This is a genomic window from Actinosynnema sp. NPDC023587 (genome assembly GCF_040640215.1).
Taxonomy (GTDB): domain Bacteria; phylum Actinomycetota; class Actinomycetes; order Mycobacteriales; family Pseudonocardiaceae; genus Actinosynnema.
This window is the reverse complement of record NZ_JBFABG010000002.1, coordinates 287,639-313,177: the sequence shown is the minus strand read 5'-3', so window position 1 is coordinate 313,177 and position 25,539 is coordinate 287,639. Positions and strand designations below refer to the sequence as shown.

25 protein-coding genes are annotated in these 25,539 nt (G+C 72.9%); 11 read left to right on the top strand and 14 right to left on the bottom strand.

Going from position 1 to position 25,539, the window contains the following annotated elements; translation table 11 throughout:
* Positions 1–35 precede the first annotated feature (35 nt).
* The 7 genes from AB0G01_RS06535 (at position 36) to AB0G01_RS06505 (ending at position 8,813) form a co-directional block, all read left to right on the top strand.
* Positions 36–1,838 (top strand): methylmalonyl-CoA mutase family protein, encoded by a 1,803-nt coding sequence (locus tag AB0G01_RS06535; protein ID WP_360940404.1) that lies wholly within the window; start codon positions 36–38, stop codon positions 1,836–1,838.
* A complete protein-coding gene (gene scpA / locus AB0G01_RS06530; RefSeq protein WP_360940402.1) occupies positions 1,835–4,006 on the top strand; it encodes a methylmalonyl-CoA mutase in 2,172 nt (723 codons plus the stop codon). Before AB0G01_RS06535 ends, scpA begins: the two co-directional genes overlap by 4 nt.
* A 7-nt stretch (positions 4,007–4,013) precedes the next feature.
* Positions 4,014–5,027, top strand: a complete 1,014-nt coding sequence (meaB, locus tag AB0G01_RS06525) for a methylmalonyl Co-A mutase-associated GTPase MeaB (RefSeq protein ID WP_360941244.1) — start codon at positions 4,014–4,016, stop codon at positions 5,025–5,027.
* A 34-nt stretch (positions 5,028–5,061) separates the two neighbouring features.
* Complete coding sequence (locus tag AB0G01_RS06520) at positions 5,062–5,370, top strand: hypothetical protein (protein ID WP_360940400.1); 309 nt, start codon at positions 5,062–5,064, stop codon at positions 5,368–5,370.
* Between the two features lie 214 nt (positions 5,371–5,584).
* Complete coding sequence (locus AB0G01_RS06515; RefSeq protein ID WP_360940398.1) at positions 5,585–6,733, top strand: M20 family metallopeptidase; 1,149 nt, start codon at positions 5,585–5,587, stop codon at positions 6,731–6,733.
* Entirely contained in the window at positions 6,730–8,001 is a 1,272-nt protein-coding gene (locus tag AB0G01_RS06510; RefSeq protein WP_360940396.1) for an amidohydrolase, read from the top strand. Before AB0G01_RS06515 ends, AB0G01_RS06510 begins: the two co-directional genes overlap by 4 nt.
* 260 nt (positions 8,002–8,261) lie before the next feature.
* On the top strand, positions 8,262–8,813 hold the full coding sequence (locus tag AB0G01_RS06505) for a peptidase inhibitor family I36 protein (protein ID WP_360940394.1): 552 nt from the start codon (positions 8,262–8,264) through the stop codon (positions 8,811–8,813).
* 163 nt (positions 8,814–8,976) lie between these two features.
* Here the strand turns inward: AB0G01_RS06505 and AB0G01_RS06500 are convergent, their stop codons facing one another.
* Entirely contained in the window at positions 8,977–10,713 is a 1,737-nt protein-coding gene (locus AB0G01_RS06500; protein ID WP_360940392.1) for a glycerol-3-phosphate dehydrogenase/oxidase, read from the bottom strand.
* A gap of 182 nt (positions 10,714–10,895) precedes the next feature.
* On the opposite strand from AB0G01_RS06500, the gene AB0G01_RS06495 reads away from it, so the two are divergent.
* Together AB0G01_RS06495 and glpK are read left to right on the top strand one after the other, a co-directional pair.
* On the top strand, positions 10,896–11,636 hold the full coding sequence (locus AB0G01_RS06495; RefSeq protein WP_360940390.1) for an MIP/aquaporin family protein: 741 nt from the start codon (positions 10,896–10,898) through the stop codon (positions 11,634–11,636).
* Between the two features lie 15 nt (positions 11,637–11,651).
* Positions 11,652–13,172, top strand: coding sequence for a glycerol kinase GlpK (gene glpK / locus AB0G01_RS06490; protein WP_360940388.1), 1,521 nt, complete (start codon positions 11,652–11,654; stop codon positions 13,170–13,172).
* A gap of 53 nt (positions 13,173–13,225) precedes the next feature.
* Here the strand turns inward: glpK and AB0G01_RS06485 are convergent, their stop codons facing one another.
* Positions 13,226–14,629: an NAD(P)H-quinone dehydrogenase gene (locus AB0G01_RS06485; RefSeq protein ID WP_360940386.1), complete on the bottom strand. Its 1,404-nt coding sequence runs from the start codon at positions 14,627–14,629 to the stop codon at positions 13,226–13,228.
* A gap of 116 nt (positions 14,630–14,745) precedes the next feature.
* Here AB0G01_RS06485 and AB0G01_RS06480 point away from each other — a divergent pair, with 116 nt between their 5' ends.
* The gene (locus tag AB0G01_RS06480; protein WP_360940384.1) at positions 14,746–15,195 is read left to right on the top strand and encodes a gamma-glutamylcyclotransferase family protein; all 450 of its coding nucleotides are present in this window, start codon (positions 14,746–14,748) and stop codon (positions 15,193–15,195) included.
* A gap of 106 nt (positions 15,196–15,301) precedes the next feature.
* Here the strand turns inward: AB0G01_RS06480 and AB0G01_RS06475 are convergent, their stop codons facing one another.
* The 10 genes from AB0G01_RS06475 to AB0G01_RS06430 all read right to left on the bottom strand — a co-directional run bounded on the left by AB0G01_RS06475 (position 15,302) and on the right by AB0G01_RS06430 (position 22,508).
* Positions 15,302–16,186: a hypothetical protein gene (locus AB0G01_RS06475; RefSeq protein WP_360940382.1), complete on the bottom strand. Its 885-nt coding sequence runs from the start codon at positions 16,184–16,186 to the stop codon at positions 15,302–15,304.
* A gap of 39 nt (positions 16,187–16,225) precedes the next feature.
* Entirely contained in the window at positions 16,226–17,026 is an 801-nt protein-coding gene (locus AB0G01_RS06470) for an ESX secretion-associated protein EspG (RefSeq protein WP_360940380.1), read from the bottom strand.
* A complete protein-coding gene (locus AB0G01_RS06465) occupies positions 17,026–18,336 on the bottom strand; it encodes a PPE domain-containing protein (RefSeq protein WP_360940378.1) in 1,311 nt (436 codons plus the stop codon). Before AB0G01_RS06465 ends, AB0G01_RS06470 begins: the two co-directional genes overlap by 1 nt.
* A 28-nt stretch (positions 18,337–18,364) precedes the next feature.
* Positions 18,365–18,691 carry a transcriptional regulator gene (locus AB0G01_RS06460; RefSeq protein ID WP_360940376.1) on the bottom strand — a complete coding sequence of 109 codons (327 nt, stop codon included), beginning with the start codon at positions 18,689–18,691 and terminating at the stop codon, positions 18,365–18,367.
* 190 nt (positions 18,692–18,881) lie between these two features.
* The gene (locus tag AB0G01_RS06455) at positions 18,882–19,451 is read right to left on the bottom strand and encodes a DUF3558 domain-containing protein (RefSeq protein ID WP_360940374.1); all 570 of its coding nucleotides are present in this window, start codon (positions 19,449–19,451) and stop codon (positions 18,882–18,884) included.
* 21 nt (positions 19,452–19,472) lie between these two features.
* The gene (locus tag AB0G01_RS06450; protein WP_360940372.1) at positions 19,473–19,913 is read right to left on the bottom strand and encodes a GNAT family protein; all 441 of its coding nucleotides are present in this window, start codon (positions 19,911–19,913) and stop codon (positions 19,473–19,475) included.
* Between the two features lie 11 nt (positions 19,914–19,924).
* Positions 19,925–20,170 (bottom strand): hypothetical protein, encoded by a 246-nt coding sequence (locus tag AB0G01_RS06445; RefSeq protein ID WP_360940370.1) that lies wholly within the window; start codon positions 20,168–20,170, stop codon positions 19,925–19,927.
* Positions 20,163–20,345, bottom strand: coding sequence for a hypothetical protein (locus tag AB0G01_RS06440; protein WP_360940368.1), 183 nt, complete (start codon positions 20,343–20,345; stop codon positions 20,163–20,165). The genes AB0G01_RS06445 and AB0G01_RS06440 overlap by 8 nt, the downstream gene beginning before the upstream one ends.
* On the bottom strand, positions 20,342–20,734 hold the full coding sequence (locus tag AB0G01_RS06435; RefSeq protein WP_360940366.1) for a DUF1707 domain-containing protein: 393 nt from the start codon (positions 20,732–20,734) through the stop codon (positions 20,342–20,344). The genes AB0G01_RS06440 and AB0G01_RS06435 overlap by 4 nt, the downstream gene beginning before the upstream one ends.
* Positions 20,735–20,744: 10 nt before the next feature.
* Complete coding sequence (locus AB0G01_RS06430; protein ID WP_360940364.1) at positions 20,745–22,508, bottom strand: biotin carboxylase N-terminal domain-containing protein; 1,764 nt, start codon at positions 22,506–22,508, stop codon at positions 20,745–20,747.
* A gap of 116 nt (positions 22,509–22,624) precedes the next feature.
* Between AB0G01_RS06430 and AB0G01_RS06425 the strand changes: the two genes are divergently transcribed.
* Complete coding sequence (locus AB0G01_RS06425) at positions 22,625–23,296, top strand: hypothetical protein (protein WP_360940362.1); 672 nt, start codon at positions 22,625–22,627, stop codon at positions 23,294–23,296.
* Between the two features lie 72 nt (positions 23,297–23,368).
* Here the strand turns inward: AB0G01_RS06425 and AB0G01_RS06420 are convergent, their stop codons facing one another.
* Both AB0G01_RS06420 and AB0G01_RS06415 read right to left on the bottom strand, forming a co-directional pair.
* Positions 23,369–24,688 carry a dicarboxylate/amino acid:cation symporter gene (locus tag AB0G01_RS06420; RefSeq protein ID WP_360940360.1) on the bottom strand — a complete coding sequence of 440 codons (1,320 nt, stop codon included), beginning with the start codon at positions 24,686–24,688 and terminating at the stop codon, positions 23,369–23,371.
* A 173-nt stretch (positions 24,689–24,861) separates the two neighbouring features.
* Complete coding sequence (locus tag AB0G01_RS06415; protein ID WP_360940358.1) at positions 24,862–25,467, bottom strand: Maf family protein; 606 nt, start codon at positions 25,465–25,467, stop codon at positions 24,862–24,864.
* Positions 25,468–25,539: the final 72 nt, after the last annotated feature.

Here is a 25,539-nt window from a genome sequence, read left to right as displayed (position 1 = left end):
AGCCGTCGGGATACCACTAAGTAACACTGCGGAGCATGACGGAGCCGACTGGCGACCTGGCGCTGGCCGCCGAGTTCCCCACGCCCGACCGGGAGCGGTGGCGGGAGCTGGTCCGGGGCGTGCTCCGCAAGTCGGGCGCGGACTTCGACTCGCTGGTGACCACCACCTACGACGGCATCCGCGTGCAGCCGCTCTACACCGCCGAGGACGTCGCGCCGCCCGCCGGGTTCCCCGGCCTGCCGCCGTTCACCAGGGGTGGCCGCCCGCAGGGCGCGGTCGACGGCTGGGACATCCGCCAGCAGCACGCCGTGCCCGACCGGAACGCGGTGCTGGCGGACCTGGAGAACGGCGTCACCTCGCTGTGGCTCAGGAACCTCCCGGCCGACCGGCTGGACGACGTGCTGGACGACCTGCTGGCCGACGTCTACCTGGACCTCGCGCCGGTCGTGGTCGACGCGGGCGCGGACTTCCGCGAGGCCGGCCTGGCGATGCTGCGGGTCTGGGGCCGGCGGGCCGTGCCGGCCGACGAGGTCCGGGGCAACGTGGGCGCGGACCCGCTGGGCGTGCGGGCCCGCACCGGTGCCGCCGCCGACTTCGCCGCGCTGCACGACCTGGTGCGCGAGGCCCGCGACTTCCCCGCCCTCCGCGTGGTCGTGGTGGACGGGCTGCCGTTCCACGAGGCCGGCGGCTCCGACGCGCAGGAGCTCGGCGCGTCGCTCGCGGCCGGGGTGGCGTACCTGCGCGAACTCACCGGGCTGGGCCTGTCGGCGGACGCCGCCGCGCGGCTGCTGGAGTTCCGGTACGCGGCGACCGCCGACCAGTTCCTCACCATCGCGAAGTTCCGCGCCGCACGCCGGCTGTGGGCGCGGGTGACGGAGGTGGTGGGGGCCCCGGGCCCGCAGCTCCAGCACGCCGTGACCTCGCCGGCGATGATGACCCGCCGCGACCCGTGGGTGAACATGCTGCGCACCACGATCGCGTGCTTCGGCGCGGGGCTGGGCGGGGCGGACGCGGTGACCGTGCTGCCGTTCGACCACGCGATCGGGCTGCCGGACGACTTCGCCCGGCGGGTCGCCCGCAACACGCAGTCGCTGCTGCTGGAGGAGTCGAGGCTGGCCGGCGTGATCGACCCGGCGGGCGGCTCCTGGTACGTGGAGCGGCTGACCGACGAGCTCGCGCGGGCCGCGTGGGCGTGGTTCCGGGAGATCGAGGCCGCCGGCGGCCTGCCGGCGGCGTTCCCGCTCGTGGCGGACCGGCTCGCGGCCACCTGGGAGGCGCGCGGCAGGAACCTGGCGGACCGCACGGACGCGATCACCGGCGTCAGCGAGTTCCCCGACCTGGCCGAACCGGTGGTGACCCGCCCGCCCGCGCCGCCCGAGCCGTCCGGCGGGCTGCCGCGCATCCGGTACGCGCAGGCGTTCGAGGCGCTGCGGGACGCGGCCGACGCCGCGCCGGAGCGCCCGAAGGTCTTCCTCGCCACGCTCGGCCCGGTGGCCGCGCACACCGCGCGGGCCACGTTCGCCGCGAACCTGTTCCAGGCGGGCGGGATCGGGACGCCGAGCGCGGGCCCGACGAAGACCGTCGACGACGTCGTCGCGAAGTTCCGGGACAGCGGCGCGCGGATCGCGTGCCTGTGCGGCAGCGAGAAGAGCTACCAGGAGCTGGCCGGGCCGGTCGTGTCCGCCCTGCGCGCCGCCGGTGCGCAGCGGGTCTTCCTGGCGGGCGGGGAATCCGCCGCCGTCCCGGCCGACGCGGGCGTCGACGAGTACGTGTTCACGGGTTGCGCGGCGCTGCGGGTGCTGGAGCACACCTTCGAGTTCCTCGGAGTGGAGCGATGATCCCGAACTTCGCCGACATCGACCTGGGCGACCCGGCGGTCGGCACGGCCGCGCAGTGGCGGGAAGCGCTGCACGAGGCCACCGGCAAGGGCGCGGACGCGTTCACGTGGGAGACGCCGGAGGGCATCGGCGTGCGGCCGGTGTACACGGCGGCGGACACCGAGGGCCTGGACTTCCTCGGCACGTACCCGGGCATCGCCCCGTACCTGCGCGGCCCGTACCCGACCATGTACGTCAACCAGCCGTGGACCATCCGCCAGTACGCGGGTTTCTCCACCGCCGAGGAGTCCAACGCCTTCTACCGCCGCAACCTCGCGGCCGGGCAGAAGGGCCTGTCGGTCGCGTTCGACCTGGCCACGCACCGGGGCTACGACTCCGACCACCCCCGGGTCGCCGGTGACGTCGGCATGGCGGGCGTGGCCATCGACTCCATCTACGACATGCGCCGGCTCTTCGACGGCATCCCGCTGGACAAGATGTCGGTGTCCATGACGATGAACGGCGCGGTGCTGCCCGTGCTGGCGCTCTACGTCGTGGCGGCCGAGGAGCAGGGCGTCGCGCCGGAGCTGCTCGCCGGGACCATCCAGAACGACATCCTCAAGGAGTTCATGGTCCGCAACACCTACATCTACCCGCCGCGCCCGTCGATGCGGATCATCTCCGACATCTTCTCGTTCACCTCGCAGCGGATGCCGAAGTTCAACTCCATCTCCATCTCCGGCTACCACATGCAGGAGGCCGGCGCGACGGCCGACCTGGAGCTGGCGTACACGCTGGCCGACGGCGTGGAGTACCTGCGGGCGGGGCAGGACGCGGGGTTGGACGTCGACGCGTTCGCACCCCGGCTGTCGTTCTTCTGGGCGATCGGCATGAACTTCTTCATGGAGGTCGCGAAGATGCGCGCGGCCCGGCTGCTGTGGGCCAAGCTGGTCAAGGGCTTCGAGCCGAAGTCGCCGAAGTCGCTCAGCCTGCGCACGCACTGCCAGACCTCCGGGTGGTCGCTGACCGCGCAGGACGTGTTCAACAACGTGGCGCGCACCTGCGTGGAGGCGATGGCCGCGACCCAGGGCCACACGCAGTCGTTGCACACCAACGCCTTGGACGAGGCGCTGGCGCTGCCCACCGACTTCTCCGCGCGCATCGCGCGCAACACCCAGCTCCTGCTGCAACAGGAATCGGGCACCACGCGGGTGATCGACCCGTGGGGCGGCAGCGCGTTCGTGGAACGCCTCACCCACGACCTCGCGCACCGGGCGTGGGCGCACATCACCGAGGTCGAGGCGGCCGGCGGGATGGCGCGGGCGATCGACGCGGGCATCCCGAAGCTGCGCATCGAGGAGGCCGCCGCGCGCACCCAGGCGCGCATCGACTCCGGTCGGCAGCCGGTGATCGGCGTGAACAAGTACCAGGTCGAGTTCGACGAGAAGATCGACGTGCTCAAGGTGGACAACGCCGGGGTGCGCACCCGGCAGCTCGCGAAGCTGGCCCGGCTGCGCGAGGAGCGCGACCAGGCCGCGGTGGACGGCGCGCTGGCCGCGCTGACCCGGGCGGCCGACGGCGGGGGCAACCTGCTGGAGCTGGCCATCTCGGCCGCTCGGGCGAAGGCCACGGTCGGCGAGATCTCCGACGCCCTGGGCAAGGTCTGGGGCCGGCACTCCGCGCAGATCCGTACCATCAGCGGGGTGTACCGGGAGGAGGTCGGCTCGGTGTCGAACGTGGAGACCACCCGCGCGGTCGTGGCGAAGTTCGCGGAGGACGAGGGCCGCCGGCCGCGCATCCTGGTCGCGAAGATGGGCCAGGACGGGCACGACCGGGGGCAGAAGGTGATCGCCACGGCGTTCGCCGACCTCGGCTTCGACGTGGACGTCGGCCCGCTGTTCCAGACCCCGGACGAGGTGGCCCGCCAGGCCGTCGAGGCGGACGTGCACGTCGTGGGCGTGTCGTCGCTGGCCGCCGGGCACCTCACGCTGGTGCCCGCGCTGCGCGGGGCGCTGGCCGAGCTGGACCGGCCGGACATCATGATCGTGGTCGGCGGCGTGATCCCGTCGCAGGACTTCGACGCGCTGCGGGAGGCGGGTGCGGCGGCGATCTTCCCGCCCGGCACGGTCATCGCGGACGCGGCGGGCGACCTGCTGGGCAAGCTCTCGGCCCAGCTCGGGCATGGCTAGGTCGGGCGTGGCCGGGGCGGTCGACGTCGGCGTGTACGCCGAGGGCGTGCTCGCGGGGAACCGGAGCACGCTGGCGCGGGCGATCACGCTGGTCGAGTCGACCCGCGCGGACCACCGCCGGCTGGCGCAGGAGCTGCTGGTCGAGCTGCTGCCGCACGCGGGCGGGGCGCACCGGATCGGGATCACCGGCGTGCCCGGCGTGGGCAAGTCGACGTTCATCGACGCGTTCGGCTCGATGCTCACCGGGCAGGGGCACCGGGTGGCCGTGCTCGCGGTCGACCCGTCGTCCACGATGACCGGCGGCTCGATCCTGGGCGACAAGACCCGGATGGCCCGGCTGGCGGTGGACCCGGCGGCGTTCATCCGGCCGTCGCCGACCTCCGGCACGCTCGGCGGCGTGACCAAGGCGACCCGCGAGACCATCGTGCTGGTCGAGGCGGCGGGCTTCGACGTGGTGCTGGTCGAGACGGTCGGCGTCGGCCAGTCCGAGGTGGCGGTGGCGAACATGACGGATTGTTCGCTTCTTCTGACACTCGCGCGCACCGGCGATCAACTCCAGGGCATCAAGAAGGGCGTGCTGGAGCTCGCGGACGTGATCGCGGTGAACAAGGCCGACGGCGCGCACGAGCAGGACGCCCGCCAGGCGGCCCGTGAGCTGGCGGGCGCGCTGCGCCTGCTGCGCCCGCCCGACGCGATCTGGCACCCGCCGGTGCTCACGTGCAGCGGCCTGTCCGGGGCCGGCCTGGACGCGGTGTGGGAGCAGGTCGGGATGCACCGGACCGCCCTGCGGGACGCCGGCGAGCTCGCCGAGCGGCGACGTCGTCAGCAGGTGGAGTGGACCTGGGCGATGGTCCACGACCAGGTGCTGGGGAGCCTGCGCTCGAACCCGGCGGTCCGCGCCGTGGTGCCCGACCTGGAACAACGGGTTCGGGATGGCGAACTGACGGCCACCCTGGCTGCGGAGCGCATCCTGGCGGCCTTCACCGCGCGTGAAGAGCATCCCGGTTTGAGTGACCACTGACAGTGGTATCCGCTGTGCGCGATGGCTAGTCTTTGTGACCGTGACCAAGTGGCGATCCGTGCTCGTGGCATGCCTCATCGTGCTCGCCGGTGCACTCACCGTGACCGGAGTGGCGCAGGCCACCTCCCCCGCGCACACCGGGCCGGTCGTCGCCGCCCAACCGACTGAACCGGTCTCACCAGCACCGGACATCAACGCCCCGCAGCAGACCGACACGGGTATCGCCGACGAGACGAAGAGAAAGTTGTGGACGGGCGGTATCGCGGTGCTGCTCTTCGCCCTCGTGTACTGGCGTAACAAGAAGCGCTGGAACAAGTGGCGGAAGGGTCGGAAAGCCGGCTGACGGGGTCCTGGGGGCGACCTGACTCCCACTGGGTGGGAGTCGACTGTCGTCGTGTGGTCCTCCTGCACGGCCCCTGCGCAGATGTGATCGGTCTGACCGAATCTCGCGCACCGCTTGGCGCAGCCGCGCGACCGGCCGGCGGTTGATCAACGCGACTGGCGACGGGGCTTCCGGGGCTGATGCAGGATGGACGTATATGGGTACCGACTTCCAGATGAGGACGCGCTCGGCCGTCGAGCGGTACTCGGGCGCACTGGTGGAGCTCTCGCAGAGCATCCACGCCGAGCCGGAGATCGCCTTCGCGGAGCACCGCAGCGCGGCCAAGGTCGCGGACCTGCTGGCCGGCGAGGGTTTCGAGGTGGAACGCGGCGTCGCGGGCCTGGAGACGGCTTTCACCGCCTCCTACGGTTCCGGTGACCTCGTCCTCGGCCTGTGCGCCGAGTACGACGCGCTCCCCGAGGTCGGCCACGCCTGCGGGCACAACGTCATCGCCGCCGCCTCGGCGGGCGCGGCCCTCGCGCTGAGGGACCTCGCCGACGAGCTGGGCCTGACCGTCCGGGTCATCGGCACGCCCGCCGAAGAGGTCGGCGGGGGCAAGGTGCTGCTGCTCGAACGCGGTGTGTTCGACGACGTGTCCCTCTCCATGATGGTGCACCCCGCGCCGTACGAGGCGATCGCGGCGGCCTCGCTCGCGATCACCGACGTCGAGGTGCACTACACCGGCAAGCCCTCGCACGCCGCCGCCGCGCCGCACCTGGGTGTGAACGCGGCGGACGCCATCACCGTCGCGCAGGTCGCGATCGGCCTGGCGCGGCAGCACCTGGAGCCCGGCCAGATGGTCAGCGGGATCGTCACCCGCGGCGGCACCGTGCCCAACGTGGTGCCCGCCCGCACGACGGCGATGTTCGACCTGCGCGCCGAGGACCTGGAATCCCTGAGCCGGCTGGAGGAGCGGATCAACCGCTGCTTCTCGGCCGGTGCGCTCGCCACCGGCTGCACGCACGAGGTCGTCAAGGTCTCGCCCGTCTACGCCGAGCTCACCCCCGACCCGTGGCTGGCCGACGCCTACCGGCGTGCCGTCACGGAGCTGGGGCGCACGCCGCTGAGCCCCGCCCAGGAGCGGGACCGGCGGATCGGCAGCACCGACATGGGCAACGTGACCCGTGCGCTGCCCGCCATCCACCCGACCATCGCCATCGACTGCGGAGACGCGGTGAACCACCAAATCGAGTTCGCGACCGCCTGTGCCTCGGCCTCGGCGGACCGAGCTGTGCTCGACGGAGCACTCGCCCTTGCCTGGACAACAATCTCCGCCGCGCGTGACGACGCGCAGCGGGACCGGCTCGTGGGCGGTGCGGCATGACGGTTCTCGACTCGCGTCCCGAGTTGCCGGGGGAGGAGGATGCCGAAGTGCTGTTGACCGAGCGCGGGGTCAGCATTGCCCCTGTGGATGATCCGGGTGAGGGGCGTGGCCCCTCCTGGCTGGACGAGTGGCTGGCCGCCAACGCCTCCGAAGTGGTGGCCTGGCGGCGGCACCTGCACGCCCACCCGGAACTGTCCCGCCAGGAGCACAACACCACCGAGCTGATCGGCGACGTGCTGCGCTCGGCGGGCCTCAAGCCCCGGGTGCTGCCCGGCGGCACCGGCCTGGTCTGCGACGTCGGCAGCGGCCCGAGGTGCGTGGCGCTGCGCGCGGACATCGACGCCCTGCCGATCACCGAGAACAGCGGCGTGCCCTTCGCGTCCACAGTGGACGGTGTGGCGCACGCCTGCGGGCACGACGCGCACACCACCGTCCTGCTGGGCGCGGCGCTCGCGCTGGCCTCGGCCACCGCGCTGCCCGGCCGGGTCCGGCTGGTGTTCCAGCCGGCCGAGGAGGTCATGCCCGGCGGCGCGTTGGACGTGCTGGCGGCGGGCGGCCTGGACGGCGTCGAGCGGATCTTCGGCCTGCACTGCGACCCGCGCCTGCCGGTCGGCCGGATCGGCACCCGGATCGGGCCGATCACCTCGGCCAGCGACCTGCTGGAACTGCGCCTGACCTCGCCCGGCGGGCACACCTCGCGACCGCACCTCACGGCGGACCTGGTGCACGCCCTGGGCACGGTCATCACCGGCCTGCCGACCCTGCTCTCCCGCCGCGTCGACCCCCGCTCGGGGACCGTCCTGGTGTGGGGCGCGGTGCACGCCGGCGAGGCCGCGAACGCGGTGCCCCAGGACGGCGTCCTGCGCGGCACGCTGCGCACCGGCGACCGGGACATCTGGGCCGAGCTGGAGCCGCTGGTCAAGGAGCTCACCGGGGCGCTGCTCGCGCCGACCGGTGTCGGCTTCGACCTGCACCACCGGCGCGGCGTGCCGCCCGTGGTGAACGACCGCGAGAGCACCGTGCTGCTGCGGGCCGGCATCGAGGCCGCGCTGGGCGAGGACGCCCTGGCCGGCACCGAGCAGTCCTCCGGCGGCGAGGACTTCGGCTGGTACCTGGAGCACGTGCCCGGCTCGTTCGCCCGGCTGGGCGTGTGGGACGGCGTGGGCAAGCAGCGCGACCTGCACCAGGCCGGGTTCGACCTGGACGAGCGGGCGCTGCTGGTCGGCGTCCGGGTCATGGTCCACACCGCCCTGGCCGCACTCGCCTGACCGGGCGCGACCGCCGCCGCGCGACGGCGGCGGTCGCGGGCCGGCGGGCCGGTCGGAAAACGGACCGGAACGGTCGTGGGAATTATTTCCGCACACCGTCGACCTGCGTGTTTTCGCGTGGGTTGACGGTGCTTGTAGCGGTGGCCGAACGGCCGGCAAGCTGGACCCGACCGGCTTTTCTCCGCCTTGTCGCGACCGGCCGGTCCACTCGATGCGCGCGCACCGAAGTCGGAATGTCCCGTTCGACTGAGGGGTGAATCATGCGTGGATTTATCCGGGCGGCTGTCGCCGCGCTCGCGGTCTTGGCAGTCCTGGTCGGCACCGGTGTCGCCGGGGCCGAGCCTGCGGGCGGCCAGTCCTACAGCCAGGCGGAACTCGCCGCGCTGCAAGCACGGGTGGACGAGAACCTGGGCCTCTACGGCGGTGGCAAGCAGATCGGTATCAACCAGGTCGAATACCTCGGTGGCACGTTGCTGCTCACCTTGAAGCTGCCCGGCGAGCGGTCCGCTCGCGCCGTGCAGGAACCGGTCGGCACCGCCGGTGTGGCCAACTGCCAGTACCAGTGGGTGTGCCTGTGGACGGACACCCACTTCAACGGTGACCGCCTCGCGAAGTACGCCTGCCAGACGATCACCGTGCCGCAGATGTTCCAGGACAACACCGGTTCGGTGCACAACAACCAGACCACCAACACGGAAACCGTGCTCTACAACTCCGGGTGGTCCGTCTTGAACGCGAACCTCGCGCCGACGCGGATCAGCGACACGGGCGTCAACGTCCGGTGGGTCACCCGGTACTGGAAGACCTGCTGATCGGGCACCGGTCCGCGGTGTTCCCGGACACGTCGGACGCGGAACCGGGCGAGTTCCTCGCAGGACTCGACCCGGTCCGCCCGGCGGCGGGCCGTCGTCCCCTCCTCGGCGGTCGTGCGGACCGTTCCGAGGGGCGACGACGGCCGCGACCGTCCTCCGCCGCTCAGCCCACCGGTTCGGTGAGGTCGGGCCGGGCCTCCGGGGCGGCCGAGCGGACCGCGTCCGCCGCCTGGTCGTCCGGTTCGGTCTGCGACGCGCGCTCGGCGTCCACCCGCGCGGTGTAGACCTCGACCTCGCGGGCGATCCGCTCCGCGTCCCAGCCGTGCACGCGGGCCATCAGCCCGGCGACCGCCTCGGCGCAGGCGACACCCCGGTGCGGGTACTCGATGGAGATCCGGGTCCGGCGGGTGAGCGCGTCCTCCAGGTGCAGCGCGCCTTCGTGCGACGCGGCGTAGACGATCTCGACCTGGAGGTAGTCCGGTGCGTTCGGCACCGGCTTGAGCAGCTCCGGGTCGGCCGACTCCAGCACCTCGTGCACCAGCGAGCCGTACCGGTCGAGCAGGTGCCGCACCCGGTAGGGGTGCAGGCCGTAGCGGGTGGCGAGCTGGTCGACCTGGTTCACCAGGGCGTGGTAGCCGTCCGCGCCGACCAGCGGCACCTTGTCCGTGATCGACGGTTGAATCCGGCCCGGCAGGTCGACCGACGCGGCGTCCACCGCGTCCGCGCCCATCACCCGGTAGGTCGTGTACTTGCCGCCGGCGATGGCCACCAGGCCCGGCGCGACCCGGGCCACCGCGTGCTCGCGGGACAGCTTCGACGTCGACTCGCTCTCGCCCGCGAGCAGCGGGCGCAGACCGGCGTAGACGCCCTCGATGTCGTCGTGCGTCAACGGCGTCGCCAGGACGGTGTTGACGTGGTCCAGGACGTAGTCGATGTCGTTCTTGGTGGCCGCCGGGTGCGCCAGGTCCAGGTTCCAGTCGGTGTCCGTGGTGCCCACGATCCAGTGGTTGCGCCACGGGATCACGAACAGCACCGACTTCTCCGTGCGCAGGATCAGCCCCGACTCGGAGACGATCCGGTCGCGCGGCACCACGATGTGCACGCCCTTGCTGGCCCGCACCCGGAACCGGCCGCGACTGCCCGACAGGCGTTGCAGCTCGTCGGTCCAGACGCCGGTCGCGTTGATCACGGCGTGTGCGCGGACCTCGGTCTCCCGGCCGTCCTCGACGTCGCGGACCCGCACGCCCGACACCCGGTCCGCCTCGTGCAGGAACGCCACGACCTGGGTCGACGTCCGCACCACCGCGCCGTAGTGGGCGGCCGTGCGCCCCACCATCATGGTGTGCCGGGCGTCGTCGGCCTGGGCGTCGTAGTACCGGATGCCGCCGATCAGGGCGTCCGACTTGAGCGCCGGCACCATCCGCAGCGCACCCGCACGGGTGAGGTGCTTCTGGCCCGGCACGGACCGCGCGCCGCCCATGGTGTCGTAGAGCAGCAGACCGGCGGCGGTGTACGGGCGCTCCCAGACGCGGTGCGTCAGCGGGTAGAGGAAGCTCACCGGTTTCACCAGGTGGGGTGCGATCGTGGTGAGCATCAGCTCGCGTTCCCGCAGGGCTTCCCGGACCAGCCCGAACTCCAGTTGCTCCAGGTACCGCAGGCCGCCGTGGAACAGCTTCGACGAGCGGCTGGAGGTGCCCGAGGCCAGGTCGCGGGCCTCGACGAGGGCGACCCGCAGGCCCCGGGTGGCGGCGTCCAGCGCCGCGCCGACGCCCACCACGCCGCCGCCGACGACCACCAGGTCGAAGGTCTCCGACCCGAGGCGGTCCCAGGTGGTCTCACGATCTCCCGGCCCGAGGCGGCCGGGGGTGGCGGATGCTGCTGGTGGCTTGCGCGTGGCCACTGTTCAACGCCTCCCTGATACTGACTCGTGGTCCGACCAGGACTTGACTCGACCACGTTACTCGCTGGTACGCCACCGTAGGCACCCGACCACCGCCGGAACCGGCGGCAAGACCAGCGACGGGTGGGCAGCGCCGCCGGACCCGGACCGCGCGCCCCCTGCCAAGGCAAGGAGGTCGACGGATGGGCAATGGCTCGATCTTCGTGTGGGAAACCCTCGGCACCGCGATCCTGATCCTGCTGGGTGCGGGCGTCGTCGCCAACGTCGTCCTCAAGAGGACGGGCGGCCACGGCGGCGGCTGGCTGCTGATCAACTTCGGCTGGGGTCTCGCGGTCTTCGCGGGTGCCAGCGTGGCCGCGCCCAGCGGCGCGCACCTCAACCCCGCGGTCACCCTCGGGCTCGCGGTGGCCGGCAAGGTCGAGTGGGGCGCGGTGCCGTTCTACGTCGCCGGGCAGTTCCTCGGCGCGTTCCTCGGCGCGGTGCTGGCCTGGCTGACCTACAAGGTCCAGTTCGACACCCACGACGACCCGGGCGGCACCCGGGGCATCTTCTGCACCGCGCCGACCGTGCCCGCGCGCGGGTGGAACCTCGTCACCGAGATCATCGGCACGTTCGTGCTGGTCGCCTGGGTCCTGCTGAGCCCCGGCGTGAAGGTCGCGCAGGACGGCGTCCCGCAGTTCGGCAACTCCGCGCTGGGCTACGCGGGCGTCGCGTTCGTCGTCATCGGCATCGGTGCCTCGCTCGGCGGACCCACCGGGTACGCCATCAACCCCGCGCGCGACCTAGCGCCGCGCATCGCCTACGCCATCCTGCCGATCCGCGGCAAGGGCAGCCCCGAGTGGGGGTACTCCTGGGTCCCGGTGGCCGGCCCGCTGATCGGTGGCCTGCTCGCGGCGCTGCTCTACCTGGCCCTCCCGGTCTGACCGAAAGGACGCAGCATGACGAAGTACGTGGCCGCGCTCGACCAGGGCACGACGTCGACCCGGTGCATGGTCTTCGACCACTCGGGTGAGGTGGTCGCCGTCGACCAGACCGAGCACCGGCAGATCTTCCCGCGCGCCGGGTGGGTCGAGCACGATCCGGCGGAGGTGTGGACGAACACCCGGCAGGTCGCGGCCGGCGCGCTGGCCAAGGCCGACCTGACCATCGCCGACATCGCCGCCGTCGGCATCACCAACCAGCGCGAGACGACCGTGGTGTGGGACCGGACCACGGGGCGGCCGGTCCACAACGCGATCGTCTGGCAGGACACCCGGACGGACAAGATCTGCCAGGAGCTGGCGGCGCTGGGGGCGGAGGACGGGCAGAGCGGGCAGGAGCGGTACCGGGCCAAGACCGGCCTGCCGCTCGCGACGTACTTCTCCGGGCCGAAGATCCGCTGGATACTGGACAACGTGGCCGGCGCGCGGGCCAAGGCCGAGGCCGGCGACCTGCTGTTCGGCAACATGGACACCTGGCTGCTGTGGAACATGACCGGCGGCGTTCGCGGCGGGGTGCACGTCACCGACCCGACGAACGCCTCCCGCACCCTGCTGATGGACCTGGACACGCTCGCGTGGGACGCGGACATCGCGGCCGACCTGCGGGTGCCGCTGTCGATGCTGCCGGAGATCAAGTCGTCGTCCGAGGTGTACGGGCACGTCCGGGAGCGCGGTGCGCTGGCCGGCGTGCCGATCTCCGGCATCCTCGGCGACCAGCAGGCGGCCACCTTCGGGCAGGCGTGCCTGTCGCCGGGCGAGGCCAAGAACACCTACGGCACCGGCAACTTCGTGCTGCTCAACACCGGCACGGACAAGGTCATGAGCGAGAACGGCCTGCTCACGACGGTGTGCTACAAGATCGGCTCGAAGGCACCGGTGTACGCGCTGGAGGGCTCGATCGCGGTGACCGGCTCGCTGGTCCAGTGGCTGCGCGACAACCTCGGCCTGATCGGCACGGCCGCCGAGATCGAGGACCACGCGCGGTCCGTCGAGGACAACGGCGGCGCGTACTTCGTGCCCGCCTTCTCGGGCCTGTTCGCGCCCTACTGGCGCTCGGACGCGCGGGGCGCGATCGTCGGGCTGACCAGGTTCGTCGACAAGGGCCACCTGTGCCGGGCGGTGCTGGAGGCGACCGCGTTCCAGAGCCGCGAGGTGATCGAGGCGATGAACGCCGACTCGGGCGTGGCGCTGACGTCGCTGAAGGTCGACGGCGGCATGGTGGTCAACGAGCTGCTCATGCAGTTCCAGGCCGACATCCTGGGCGTGCCGGTGATCCGGCCGGTGGTCAGCGAGACCACGGCGCTGGGCGCGGCGTACGCGGCGGGGCTGGCGGTCGGGTTCTGGGAGTCGGAGGACGACATCCGGCAGAACTGGGCCCAGGACAAGCAGTGGGACCCGTCGATGGACGACGACACCCGCGAGCGCGAGTACCGGTGCTGGAAGAAGGCCGTCACCAGGACCTTCGACTGGGTGGAGTGATCCGCACCCCGAGTCGCGCCCGCTCCGGGGCGCGGCTCGGGCACGACCGGTGGTCAGTCCAGGTCGTCGTGGCGCATGAGCTGGCGACTGGCCTCGGTGATCGAGCCGGACAGCGACGGGTAGACGGAGAACGTCGTCGCCAGGTCCTCGACGGTGAGCTGGTTCTGCACCGCGAGCGCGATCGGCAGGATCAGTTCGCCGGCGTTCGGCGCGACCACGACACCGCCGATGACCACACCGGTCGCCGGGCGGCAGAACAGCTTCACCAGACCGCGGCGCAGGCCCTCCATCTTGGCCCGCGGGTTGGTGGCCAGCGGCAGCATGATCGTGCGCGCCGGGACCTCGCCGGAGTCGATCGCGTGCTGGCTGATGCCGACCGACGCGATCTCCGGGTTGGTGAACACGTTCGCCGCGACGGTCTTGAGCTTGATCGGGCTGACGCCCTCGCCCAGCGCGTGCCACATGGCGATCCGGCCCTGCATGGCGGCGACGCTGGCCAGCAGCAGCACGCCCGTGCAGTCACCCGCCGCGTACACGCCGGGGACCGTCGTGCGGGACACCCGGTCGACCGTGATGTACCCGCCCCGACCGAGCTCGATGCCGATCTTGTCCAGCCCGAGGTCGGCGGTGTTCGGCACCGAGCCGACCGTCATCAGGGCGTGGCTCGCCTCGATCGTGCGACCGTCCTCCAGGTGAATCAGGACGCCGTCGCCGACGTTCTCCACCCGGTTGGCGCGGGCGTGCTTCACCACGGCCGTGCCGCGCTCGGCGAAGACGTCCTCCAGCACGGCCGCCGCGTCGGCGTCCTCGTGCGGGAGCACGCGGTCCCGGCTGGACACCATGGTCACCTTGACGCCCAGCTCGGTGTACGCGGAGGCGAACTCGACGCCCGTGACGCCGGAGCCGATCACGGCCAGGTGCTCGGGGAGCTCGGGCAGCTCGTAGATCTGCCGCCAGGTCAGGACGCGCTTGCCGTCCGGCTCCGCACCGGGCAACACGCGCGGGGTCGCACCGGTCGCGATGAGCACCACGTCGGCCGCGAGCACCTCGGGCTCGCCCTCGTCGGTGACCGCCACCACGCGGTGCTGGGCGAGGCCGCGCTCGTCGTCGCAGAACTTCGCGGTGCCGGTGATGATCCGCACGCCCTCGCGCTGGAGGCGGGCGCGGACGTCGGCGGACTGCGCCAGCGCGAGCCCCTTCACCCGGCCGTGGACCACCGGCAGGTCGACCGCCGCGGTCGTGTCGTCGGTGCGGATGCCCAGCTCACCGGCGTTGCGGAAGGCGCTGCGCCCACCGGCGGAGGCGATGAAGGTCTTGGACGGGACGCAGTCGTAGAGCACGCACGCGCCACCCAGGCCGTCGGCCTCGACGATGGTCACGTCGGCCCCGTGCTGAGCCGCGACCAGCGCCGCTTCGTAACCTGCGGGCCCACCGCCCATGATGACGATGCGGGTCACGACAAGTCCTCCTCGTGTTCTGCTGCGGCCGGGACAACCGTACGCGGTCGGGTCCTGGGGCGTGTCGTGCGGTCTTCCGGGTCTTCTGGTGATCGCGGGGTCGCTAGGCTGTCGTCGTGCCGCTCTATGCCGCGTACGGGTCCAACATGGATCCGAACCAGATGATGGAGCGAGCCCCGTACTCCCCGATGGCGGGGACCGGGTGGCTCGCCGGCTGGCGACTGTCGTTCGGTGGCGAGGACCTCGGCTGGGAGGGCGCTCTCGCCACGATCGTGGAGGACCCGGACTCCCAGACCTTCGCCGTCCTCTACGACGTGAGCCCGCGCGACGAATCCCGGCTGGACCGGTGGGAAGGCGCGCTCGGCCTCTACAAGAAGATCCGGCTCCGCGTGCAGACCCTGGAGGGCTCGGTCACCGCCTGGCTCTACGTGCTGGACGCCTACGAGGGCGGCCTCCCGTCCGCCCGGTACATCGGCGTGGTGGCCGACGCGGCGGAAGCGGCCGGCGCGCCGGACGACTACGTGTCCGACCTGCGCACCCGCCCGTGCCGTGGCATCGGCCCCTGATCCACTCGCTGTGAACCCACACCCGTGCCGGACTGGTCGGTGGGTGTCGGCGTGTCGGGGTTCGGTGCCGACCCCGCGTTGTCGGGGGTGCGGGGCCGGCACCGGGTCAGTGGGGGCTTCGGCGGCCGGGGCGTCCTGGTAGCAGCCTGGCGTGGAGTTCTCGGGTCAGCCGGGAGATCAGGGCCGTCGGGTTCCGCAGGTCCGCCGGTCCCGCGTGCAGGAGCGTCCAGCCCGTGGGCTCCCGGCCGTCGCCCGGCTCTGCGGTCGGGGCGTAGTCGAGAGCCAGCGCCGCCGTCGGCCACGCGTAGTCGAAGGTCCTGCCGTCCGGTGCCGCGTAGTGCTGTTCCGGGACCGGCAGGCCCGCGTCCACCAGCGTGAGCAGCAGGCGGCTGCGGCACGGTGACTTGCCGGTCGCCAGGTCCAGCAGGGTCGCCGCCCGGCGGGTGCCGCGCGGGTCGGGGCGGTTGACGATCTCCTCCCGCACCGCCGCCTTCAGGTCGGCCCGGCCGGCGGCCGGCAAGTCGTGCAGGGCCTCGTCCGCGCACGCCAACGCCACGTACCGGTCACCCCGGCACAGCACGTCGCCCAGCGCCTCGGCCACGGGCTGGCAGCGCAGGCCGTCCACCTCGCGCACCGCGCCCACCCGGCCGTGGTGCACCCGCACGCCCGCGTGCCGCCCGGTACCGGCCCAGTACGGCACCCGCACGTGCAGCGTCCCCACCCCGGCGGCCGTGCAGCCGTGCAGGCTCAGCGCCGTCTCCCGGGCCAGCACGGCGTGCGGCCCGGCGGCCAGCAACGCCGCTGCGCACCGGGTCCGGAAGTCGAGGGCGCGCTCTCGGACGACGAGCACCCGGCGGCCGTAGCGCACCAGAGCGCCCTCGCCCACGGCGGTGCGCAGGGTCGGCGGGCCCAACCGGTCCTCAAGGGCGGACCGGACGTGGGCCCCGTGCAATCCGGTCGGCAGCGTCGTCCCGGTCGGCAGCGTCGTCACGACCAACCGAGGGCCGAACCCCCGGCGGGCGTACCGGGTTCACTCGGCCGTGGGCAGCAGATCGGTCAGGTGCTGCACCAGCCTGCGCGAATCCGTGGGGGACACCGTGCTCCACGGCTGCTGCCCCGGCGTCGCCCGCCGAAGCTGCGCGTACCGGCCGTGCGGGTTGTCGAAGAACGCCACCACGTGCTCCGGCCGCACCCGCTTGCCCCACTTGTCCCGCACCGCCGCGCCGAACTGGCCCCGGTGACCGGCGTCGAGGAGCATCTCGGCGAGGGTCTTCGCGTCCTCCGCGCGCACGCCGCGCGCCCGCAACGCCGCCGGCAGGTTGTCCGGGGTGCCCGCCGCCGCGACCGCCGCGTCCAGGTCCGCGCTCGGCAGCGTCACCGAGTGGCCCGGACCGGGCGGCGCGGGCGGGAGCACGCCGAGCGCCTCGCGCGGCAGGCCCTCGCTGGACGCCGGCCGCAGCGTGAGCTGCTCGCCGTCCAGCACCGCCAGCACCGCCGACTGGCCCTTCGCCGCCGCCAGCACCCGCACGCTGCGACCCAGCCACAGCCTGCCGTCGACCTCCTGCTGGGGCCGGTTCAGCAGGTGCAGGAGGTCTTCCAGCATCGGGTCCAGCGACACCGGGCGACCCAGGCCGCGCCGGTCCAGCGACGCCCACGCGGCGCGCTCCAGCTCCGCGCGCTCCGCGTGCGTCCTGCCGGGTGAGGGCACCTTGAGCACCAGCGGCATCGTCTCCAGCCGCAGGTGCTCCCAGAGCACGTCGAACTCCAGCGCGGAGATCGTCACCGGCTCGCGCAGGTCGTTGGTGCCCAGGTCCAAACCGAACGTCGTCATCAGTGGGTGGTGCTCTCCCCGATCACCGGTGGCGAGATCATCCCGCCGATGCCGTAGATGTCGTCGGTCTCGCGGAGGTAGTCGGCACCGCCGTGCTCGCCGTCCTCCTCCTCGTCCGCCCGCGCGCCGCCCAACCCGCCGAACGGGTCGAACGCCTGCTGCTGCGGGACGGGGACGACGCCGACCGTCCGCTTGTGCACGGTGTCACCGCTGCCCTGCTGGCCCGCGCCGGGCACACCGCCCGCGCCCGGACCGGGGCTCGTGGTGGCGTGCTGCGCGTTGGCCGCCGCGATCGCGCCGAACTCCGCCGAGCTGGCCGCCGTGGTGCCGCTCGCGCGGGCCAACGCCTGCTCGGCCGGGCTGCCGCCGCCGCCGGCGGCCTGGTGCTGCTCGGCGGTCGTGGTGTCGGTGGCCTTCTTGCCGCGGTCCTGCCGACTGCCGCCGCCACCGCCGCTTCCGCCGCCACCGCCGAGCACGCCGCCCGGACCGGGCACCAGGTGCCCCGGACCGCCCGGCACGCTGTTCGCGGGCCTGGTGCTCGACCCGCTGCCCGGCTGGCCGCCCGCCACCGGAGTGGTCGACGTGCCGGTGTTGCCACCGCCGTGCTGCCCGCCCGGCCTGGCCGGCTGCTGCGGGGTCCACCCGCCGCGCGCGCCCCGGCCACCGCCGCGACCGCCGTTCCAGCCGCCCCACCCGCGTCCGCCGCGCGGACCGCCGTGGACACCACCGGGACCGCCGACGCCCACGCCCTCGTTGCGCACCACCTCGGGGGTGGCGATCACGAGCTGCGGGGGCTGGTGGAACTGGCCGAGGGTGGCCACGTTCGACGTGGTGGACGACGCGTAGGTGCCCATCACCTCGCGGGCCCGCTGCTCGGCCGCGTGGTGCGCGTGCTCCTGCTTCTCGTAGTCCGTCTGGCCGCCCACGAGGTGCGTCAACCCGGTCAGCAGCGCGCCGGGGTCCTCGGCGGTCACCGCGACCGGCGGCGGCATGTCGGCGCGGGCCTTGGCGATGTAGTCGGCCTGGAGCTCGGCGGACGTGCGCATGACCTCCGCGCCGCCCCGGGCGTCGTCCGCCCACGCGGCCAGCGGGTTCATCCCCGACCGGGCCTGGTCGGCCGCCGCGCCCTCCCAGGTCGCGCCGGACCGCAGCACGCCGGCGTGCAGCTCGGAGTTGATCTCGGCTAACGCGGCCGAGACGCCCTCCCAGCGCTCCACCGAGGCGTGCGAGGCCGTCGGCCCGGGGCCGGAGTTGATCTCCCGGTAGAGCTCCTCGTGGCTGTAGCCGTTCCAGCGGTGTCCATCGGGCATGACGATTCCCCTTGCCTGCGGCGTGCGCCTAGCAGCCGCCTTGCTGCTCCATCAACCCGGTGTTGTCGTCCTCGATGGACCGGTACTGCTGCTCGACCAGCGTCAACGCGTCCATCGCACCCTTGAGCTGGCGCTGGTAGTCGCGCAACGCGTTCAGCGCCGAGTCGCCCGACTCCAGGGAGCGCTCGTTGAACCGCTCCGCGGCGTCGGCGCTGACCGGGTCGCCGGCCCAGGGACGGACCCTGACCTCGGTGATGGCCAGTTCGATCTGCTGGTCCAGCCTCGTCAACGCGCCTGCGAACGCGGTGCGGAGGCCGGGTATGGCGCTGGGTTCCACGTTCAGGGTGTGCGACATCGGCGGCGGTGTGCCGCCCGTGTCCCCACCACGGCCGTGGTCTTCCGACGGCATGGACGACCTCCCCGTCTGCCTCTGTCGTCTGCTTCGGTTCGACTCCCGGCCGCGCCGGCAGGTTCCCTCGGCACGGTCACTTTAGCCACATGGTCCGACAGCGGGGAGTAGGTGCAACGCACTTCCCCCGCGCGGGTCACCCCCGTTGCAACAAACCGGTGACGGCCGCCTCTGCCGCGCGTTGTGCCCCCTGACAGAGAATTTCCTGTTTGACCTGTGTTTCATTGCCGCCGTCGCGGAACATCACGTCGAGGAACTGGCCGTCGGCCACGTCCACCTCGACATTGCACACGTGGTCCAGGCCCGGCGTGCGCACGGTGAGCGCCGGAAACCCGATTACAGCGGTCTGGCTCGCCTCCACCTGGGCGTTCTCGCTCAGCCACACCTCGACGCCCTCGACCGTGACCAGCGCCAGCCGCACCACGTTGCCGCTGGTGTTGCTCCGGATGGTGCACGCCTTCGCGTTGCCGAAGCTCGATTCCACGTAGTTGCTGGGCGGGTTGTCCAAGCTCAACTGGGTCCGCTGTTCGGCGGACAGCACGGCGCACGGGTCCAGGTGGTCCAGCGGGAGGTCCCGGGGGCGGGCCGGCAGCGCGATCCGGGACGTCGTCGTCACGCTGAGTGGTTCATCCGCCCGGCCGTCGGCCTTGTTGTCGGGCAGGGGAGTGCATGCGACGAGGGCAGACGCGGTGAGCGCGACGATCAAGCGAGCAGCCCTCATGAGCACCTACCGTAGCCGTGTCCACACGCCGTGTGGAGCCCTGGACTCGAATCCGCATTTCTGCGCCAGTCGTTCGCCGGCTTTGTCGGAAGGGGTGGCGGTGATGCGCGCCAGCTCCAGAAAACCGAACCCGAAGCCCGTCACGGCATCCGCCACGCGCGTCCCGATCCCTTTTCCGCGCAGTTCCGGCGTGACCCAGCAGAACAGTTCACCGGCTGCGGAGAGCGAGATCTCGCCGATCGCGGTGTTCGACAACTGTTCGCACACCGCCCACGAGCACGTCTCGTCCGCGTGCCACTGCCGTCGCCTTTCGGCCACGTGCGCGCCCGCCGCGTCGAGGCTGTCGAACCGGCCGCCCGCGTGCAGCGCGACCCGGTCGTCCACCCGGTCGTCCACCCGCAGTTCGCGCAGGTAGAAGTCGCCCGCGTTGATCTCGACCGGCTCCATGGCCGGCGAGACTAGTCCGTCACGAACCCGTCGTGGGGTTCGAGCAGCGCTTCGAGTTCGGTCCGCCGCGCGTGCGCGGGCGTGCCGTCCGGGGCGGTGGTCACCTCGACCACCCAGTCCGCGTCCTCGGCGTCGTCCTCGCCGGCGAGCAGGTCCCGGTGCACGGCGCAGGGCCGCCAGCCGGCGGTTCCGAGCTGCTCGGCGAGGTGTTCGGCCTCGTCCCGGTCGTGCAGGACGAGCAGCAGGAAGTCAGCCACCGGGCCTGGCCGGGGCTTTGCCGGAGGTGGCCGGGTCCGGCCCGGCCGCGCCGGGCGGGAGGTCGGCGGCCGGCCGATCGGAGAGCGCGGCCCGCCACTCGGCACCGGTTTTTTCACCCGGAAGAGTGGGGCCGATGAGGGCGCGGGCGAGCGGGCCGCGCGGCAGCGGGGTCACCGCCGGTTGCTCCACCGGCCGAGCAGCACCGCCACCAGCGGCACCAGCAGGAAGATCAGCGGGTTGCGCAGGCCCAGGAAGAACACCGCCACGCAGACGATGCCCACCGCCGGCACGATCGCGCGGGTCAGCCTCTGGTCCAACCAAAAACCCCCGCGCGGCGCGGGCGTCACCGAGGGCAGGGGAGCCACCCGCCCGAACACCGGGCGCGGTGCCGGCAGGTCGTCGAACAGCGCCAGCAGCTCGGCGCGGGTCTTCGCGGTGGTCACCCGGGCCGACCGGTCGCCGTACTCCTCGACGTCCAGGCGGCCCTCGCCGAGGTGCTCGCCCAGCAGCCGGAGCGCCTGCTCGCGCTCGGCGTCACCGATCCGGATGTCCCCGTCGCCCACGCGGCCGAGCCTATTCCTCGATCTCGCAGAGGACCGCGCCCTGGGTGACGGTCGCCCCGGGCTCGGCCGAGAGACCCGCCACGGTGCCCGCCCGGTGCGCGGTCACCGGGTTCTCCATCTTCATCGCCTCCAGCACCACGACCAGCTCGCCCACCTCGACCCGCTGCCCGTCCCGCACCGCGACCTTCACGATCGTGCCCTGCATGGGAGCGGTCACCGCGTTGCCGGACACCGCCGCGCCACTCCTGCCGCCGCCCCGCCTGCGCGGCGCGGCCTTCGCGCCCGCCCCCGGTGCCGCCGCGCCGGCGGCCAGGTCACCGGGGAGCGACACCTCCAGCCGCCGGCCGCCGACCTCGACCACCACGGTCCGCCGGGGTTCGTCCTCGCCGGCCTCCGCGCCGCCGGTGAACGGCTCGACGGTGTTGTCGAACTCGGTCTCGATCCACCGGGTGTGCACGGTGAACCCCTCGTCGGTGCCCACGAACGCCGGGTCGCGGACGATCCGCCGGTGGAACGGCAGGACCGTCGCCACGCCCTCCACGACCATCTCGTCCAGCGCGCGCCGCGCCCGCTCCAGGGCCTGCGCGCGGTCCTCGCCGGTGACGACCAGCTTCGCCAGCAGCGAGTCGAACTGGCCGCCGACGACCGTGCCGCTCTCCACACCCGCGTCCACCCGGACGCCCGGTCCGGCCGGCGCGGTGAACGTGGTGACCGTGCCGGGGGCGGGCAGGAAGCCACGACCCGCGTCCTCGCCGTTGATCCGGAACTCGATCGAGTGGCCGCGCGGGGTCGGGTCCTCGGTGAACCGCAGCGGCTCGCCGGCCGCGATGCGGAACTGCTCGCGCACCAGGTCGATGCCGGCGGTCTCCTCGCTGACCGGGTGCTCGACCTGGAGCCGCGTGTTGACCTCCAGGAACGAGATCGTGCCGTCCTGCGCCACCAGGTACTCGACGGTGCCCGCGCCGTGGTAGCCGGCCTCCGCGCAGATGGCCCGCGCCGACGTGTGGACGGCCGCGCGCTGCCCGGCGGTCAGGAACGGCGCGGGAGCCTCCTCGACCAGCTTCTGGTGGCGGCGCTGGAGCGAGCAGTCGCGGGTGCCGACCACGACCACGTTGCCGTGCTGGTCGGCCAGCACCTGGGCCTCGACGTGGCGCGGCTTGTCCAGGTACCGCTCCACGAAGCACTCGCCGCGCCCGAACGCGGTGACCGCCTCGCGCACCGCGCTGTCGAACAGCTCGGGGATCTCCTCCAGCGTGCGGGCCACCTTGAGCCCGCGCCCGCCGCCGCCGAACGCGGCCTTGATCGCGACCGGCAACCCGTGTTCCCGGGCGAACGCGACCACCTCGTCCGGCCCGGCCACCGGGTCCCGGGTGCCGGGCACCAGCGGCGCGCCCGCGCGCATCGCGATGCGCCGCGCGGTCACCTTGTCGCCCAGGTCGCGGATCGCCTGCGGGGTCGGCCCGATCCAGATCAGGCCCGCGTCCAGCACGGCCTGCGCGAAGTCGGCGTTCTCGGACAGGAACCCGTAGCCGGGGTGCACCGAGTCCGCGCCCGCGCGCTTGGCCACGTCGAGCAGCTTGTCGACCGAGAGGTAGGTGTCGCCGGGCGTGCTGCCACCGAGCGCGAACGCCTCGTCGGCGAGCCGGACGAAGGGCGCGTCCCGGTCCGGGTCGGCGTACACGGCGACGCTCGCGAGCCCCGCGTCCCGGCAGGCGCGGACGACCCGGACGGCGATCTCACCGCGGTTGGCGACGAGGACCTTGCGCAGCGACACGACGTCCTACCTCCTGGCAGCACTGGTGCGGGGGGTCAACGCACGGGGAGTTTAGTGACTCGCCAGTAAGTCGTAAGGGAGAGACAGCTCACGTGCGGGTGGAACAATCGGCGATCGTGAACCGCCCGCCGGCAACCGCGCTGATCGTGGCGTGCCTCGCCGTGGCCACGACCGTCGCGGGGATGGTCTTCGCCTGGTCGCTGCGCCCGCCCCCGCCGGTCGCGCCGACGGGCGAACCGGCCGCCGACGACCTGCGGTGCGGGTCGGTGGCGTGCCAGCCGGTCGTGCGCGCGGACGTGGGCGCGGACACGGTCGAGCTGCTCTACGGCCAGGGCGTCGGCCGAATCCGGACGAACGGGGCGTCGGGGCGCAACATCTTCGAGCTGACCATCGCCGAGTCCGGTGCCGCGATCACGGCCGACTCGCTGGAGTGCACGAACGCCGCGGTGTCGGTGTGCCTGGTGCGCGGCTCGCTGGGCGGCGAGGTGCGGGGCGAGTTGCTGGTGCGCCGCAGCGGGGCGTGGTCGCGCGCGCAGCTTCCGTACGTGGCCAGCGGCGGGTACCTCGGTCTGCGGGACGTCGACGGGGACGGGGTCGACGACGTGGTGGCGGTGCAACGGGCGTGCGGCCCCGGCGCGGACTGCCCACGGCGGTTCGCCCAGGTGTTCTCCCTGGTGGGCGGCAAGTCGGAACTCGGCTGCACGACCGTGGTGGGCGACCGGGCCCTGCTGCCGGGCTGGCCGGACGTCGCCCCCGCGTTCACCCAGCTCCACCGCTGCGGGGCCTGACCCGGGGCGGCACCGACGTGATCCGGCCCGAGGCCCCCGTGGGGACCTCGGGCCGGGAGGTGGGCGGGCCGGTCAGGCCGGCACGGGCTCGCGCGGGCCGGTGAGCAGCGGCGGCTCGCTCGGCGCGTTGAGCACCTCGTCGTCCAGCAGCCCCTCGGAGCGGGCGACCAGGACCGGGACGGTGATCTGGCCCGCCACGTTGGTCGCGGTGCGGACCATGTCCAGGATGGGGTCGATCGCGTAGACCACGGCCACACCGGTCGCGATCACCTCGGGCGGCATGTTCACCGCGCCCAGGGTCAGCGTCAGCATGGTGAACCAGCCCGTCGTGCCCGCCGTCGCCAGCGCGCCGAACACGGCCACCGCCACGATCGCCACGTACTGCCAGATCCCCAGCTCGACGCCGAACAGGTTCGCGATGAACACCGTGGCGATGGCCGGGTACACGGCCGCGCAACCGTCCATCTTCGTGGTCGTGCCCAGCGGCACGGCGAAGGACGCGTAGTCGTCGTCCACGCCGAGGTTCGCGGCCGTCTGCCTGCTCAGCGGCAGGGTCGCGCCCGACGAGCGGGACACGAACGCGAACTGGATCGCAGTCCACGCCTTCGCGAAGAACGTCACCGGGCTGACCTTGCCGACGAACCGCAGCAGCACCGGGTACACCACGAACAGCACGATCAGCGTCCCGCCGTACACGGACGCGATCAGGCTGAACAGCGGCTGCACGAACGAGTTGCCGTAGGTCGCGAAGGCCGTGCCGATCAGGCCGAACACGCCGAGCGGGGCGAGCAGCACGATCCAGCCGACGATCTTCTGCACCAGGTCGAACGCGGACCGGGTGAAGTCCACGAACGGCGCGGCCCGCTCGCCCAGCGCGTACGCGGCGAAGCCGACCAGGATCGCGATGAACACGACCTGGAGCACCTCGCCCTCGGTGAAGGCGCTGAAGATGTTGGACGGCACCAGGCCGTCCAGCAGGGTGCTCCACGAGCCGCCCTCGCGGGCGGACAGCCGCTTGAGCGCCGCTTCCGTCGGGGTCACCTGGACGCCGGTGCCGGGCTTGAAGACCAGCGCGATCGCCAGCCCGATCAGCACGGCGACCAGCGAGGTGATGGCGAACCAGAGCAGCGTCTTGCCGCCCAGGCGCGCGGCCCGCGAGCCGCCGAGCCGGCGCAGGCTGGTGATGCCGACGACGATCGCGGTGAACACCAGCGGGATGACCGTGAACTGGAGCAGGCTGGTGAACGTGTCGCCGATCCTGCCCAGCGCGGTGGTGAGCCAGGGCAGGTCGGCGGTCTTGGCCAGCCAACCCGCGAGCGCGCCCAGCAGGAGCGCGGCGAGCACGGTGACGCCGAAGACCTTCGGCTTGGTGTAGGTGCGGATGAACGACATGTCGGCTCCGGGGGTGCGCAGGGCAGGACTGGGGCGGCGGTCAGCCGCGACAGCCCGTGCTCGTCCTGCGCCCGAAGTCGATGTGACGGCGGCGCGTCAGCAATTCGTCCATCGGCTCCCCCAACGCCCGGTGCCAGGGGGAGCTTCCCGGATCGGCGGGAATGTGACAACGGCTACCAGATGTCGGACATCTCGACGCCCACGCGACCCAGCAGCCGGCGGGTGAGCGGCAGGCTGATGCCGATCACGCTGGACGGGTCGCCGTCGATGCCGTCCACGAACCAGCCGCCGCGACCGTCCAGGGTGAACGCCCCGGCGACGCCCAGCGGCTCGCCGGACGCCAGGTACGCCTCCAGCTCGGCCTCGGAGGGCGTGCCGAACCGGACCGCGGTCGCCTGGTGGTCGGCGGCGCGCTCGGCCACCACGCCGTCCAGCACGCGCAGCACGGCGTGCCCGGTGAGCAGGGTGCCCGACCGGCCGGCCATCCGCCGCCACCGCTCGCGCGCCACCTCGACCGTGCCGGGCTTGCCCTCCACGTCGCCGTCCGGGGTCAGCAGCATCGAGTCGCAGCCGACGACCACGGCGTCCCGCTCGTCGCCCGCGATCGCCTCGGCTTTCGCGATGGCCAGGGCGGTGACCAGCTCGCCGGGGGTGGGGTCGGGCAGCGCGGCGGCCACCGCGTCCTCGTCCACGCCCGACACGCGGACCACGGGGTCGACGCCGGCGTTGCGCAGCACGGTGAGCCGGGCGGGGGAGGCGGAAGCAAGCACGAATCGCACGTCCGGAACCCTAACGGCCCCGCCGGCGGGGGAACCGGGGGAGCTCCGGGAACGTCGGACGGGGGACGACCG

What these genes read in the sequence shown, in the direction of transcription:
- AB0G01_RS06505 (WP_360940394.1), top strand. Translation starts at nt 8,262, where the DNA reads ATGCGTGGATTTATCCGGGCGGCTGTCGCCGCGCTCGCGGTCTTGGCA.
- AB0G01_RS06465 (WP_360940378.1), bottom strand. Translation starts at nt 18,336, where the DNA reads ATGCCCGATGGACACCGCTGGAACGGCTACAGCCACGAGGAGCTCTAC.
- AB0G01_RS06420 (WP_360940360.1), bottom strand. Translation starts at nt 24,688, where the DNA reads ATGTCGTTCATCCGCACCTACACCAAGCCGAAGGTCTTCGGCGTCACC.
- AB0G01_RS06495 (WP_360940390.1), top strand. Translation starts at nt 10,896, where the DNA reads ATGGGCAATGGCTCGATCTTCGTGTGGGAAACCCTCGGCACCGCGATC.
- AB0G01_RS06460 (WP_360940376.1), bottom strand. Translation starts at nt 18,691, where the DNA reads ATGTCGCACACCCTGAACGTGGAACCCAGCGCCATACCCGGCCTCCGC.
- glpK (WP_360940388.1), top strand. Translation starts at nt 11,652, where the DNA reads ATGACGAAGTACGTGGCCGCGCTCGACCAGGGCACGACGTCGACCCGG.
- AB0G01_RS06535 (WP_360940404.1), top strand. Translation starts at nt 36, where the DNA reads ATGACGGAGCCGACTGGCGACCTGGCGCTGGCCGCCGAGTTCCCCACG.
- AB0G01_RS06470 (WP_360940380.1), bottom strand. Translation starts at nt 17,026, where the DNA reads ATGACGACGTTCGGTTTGGACCTGGGCACCAACGACCTGCGCGAGCCG.
- AB0G01_RS06515 (WP_360940398.1), top strand. Translation starts at nt 5,585, where the DNA reads ATGAGGACGCGCTCGGCCGTCGAGCGGTACTCGGGCGCACTGGTGGAG.
- AB0G01_RS06510 (WP_360940396.1), top strand. Translation starts at nt 6,730, where the DNA reads ATGACGGTTCTCGACTCGCGTCCCGAGTTGCCGGGGGAGGAGGATGCC.
- AB0G01_RS06450 (WP_360940372.1), bottom strand. Translation starts at nt 19,913, where the DNA reads ATGGAGCCGGTCGAGATCAACGCGGGCGACTTCTACCTGCGCGAACTG.
- scpA (WP_360940402.1), top strand. Translation starts at nt 1,835, where the DNA reads ATGATCCCGAACTTCGCCGACATCGACCTGGGCGACCCGGCGGTCGGC.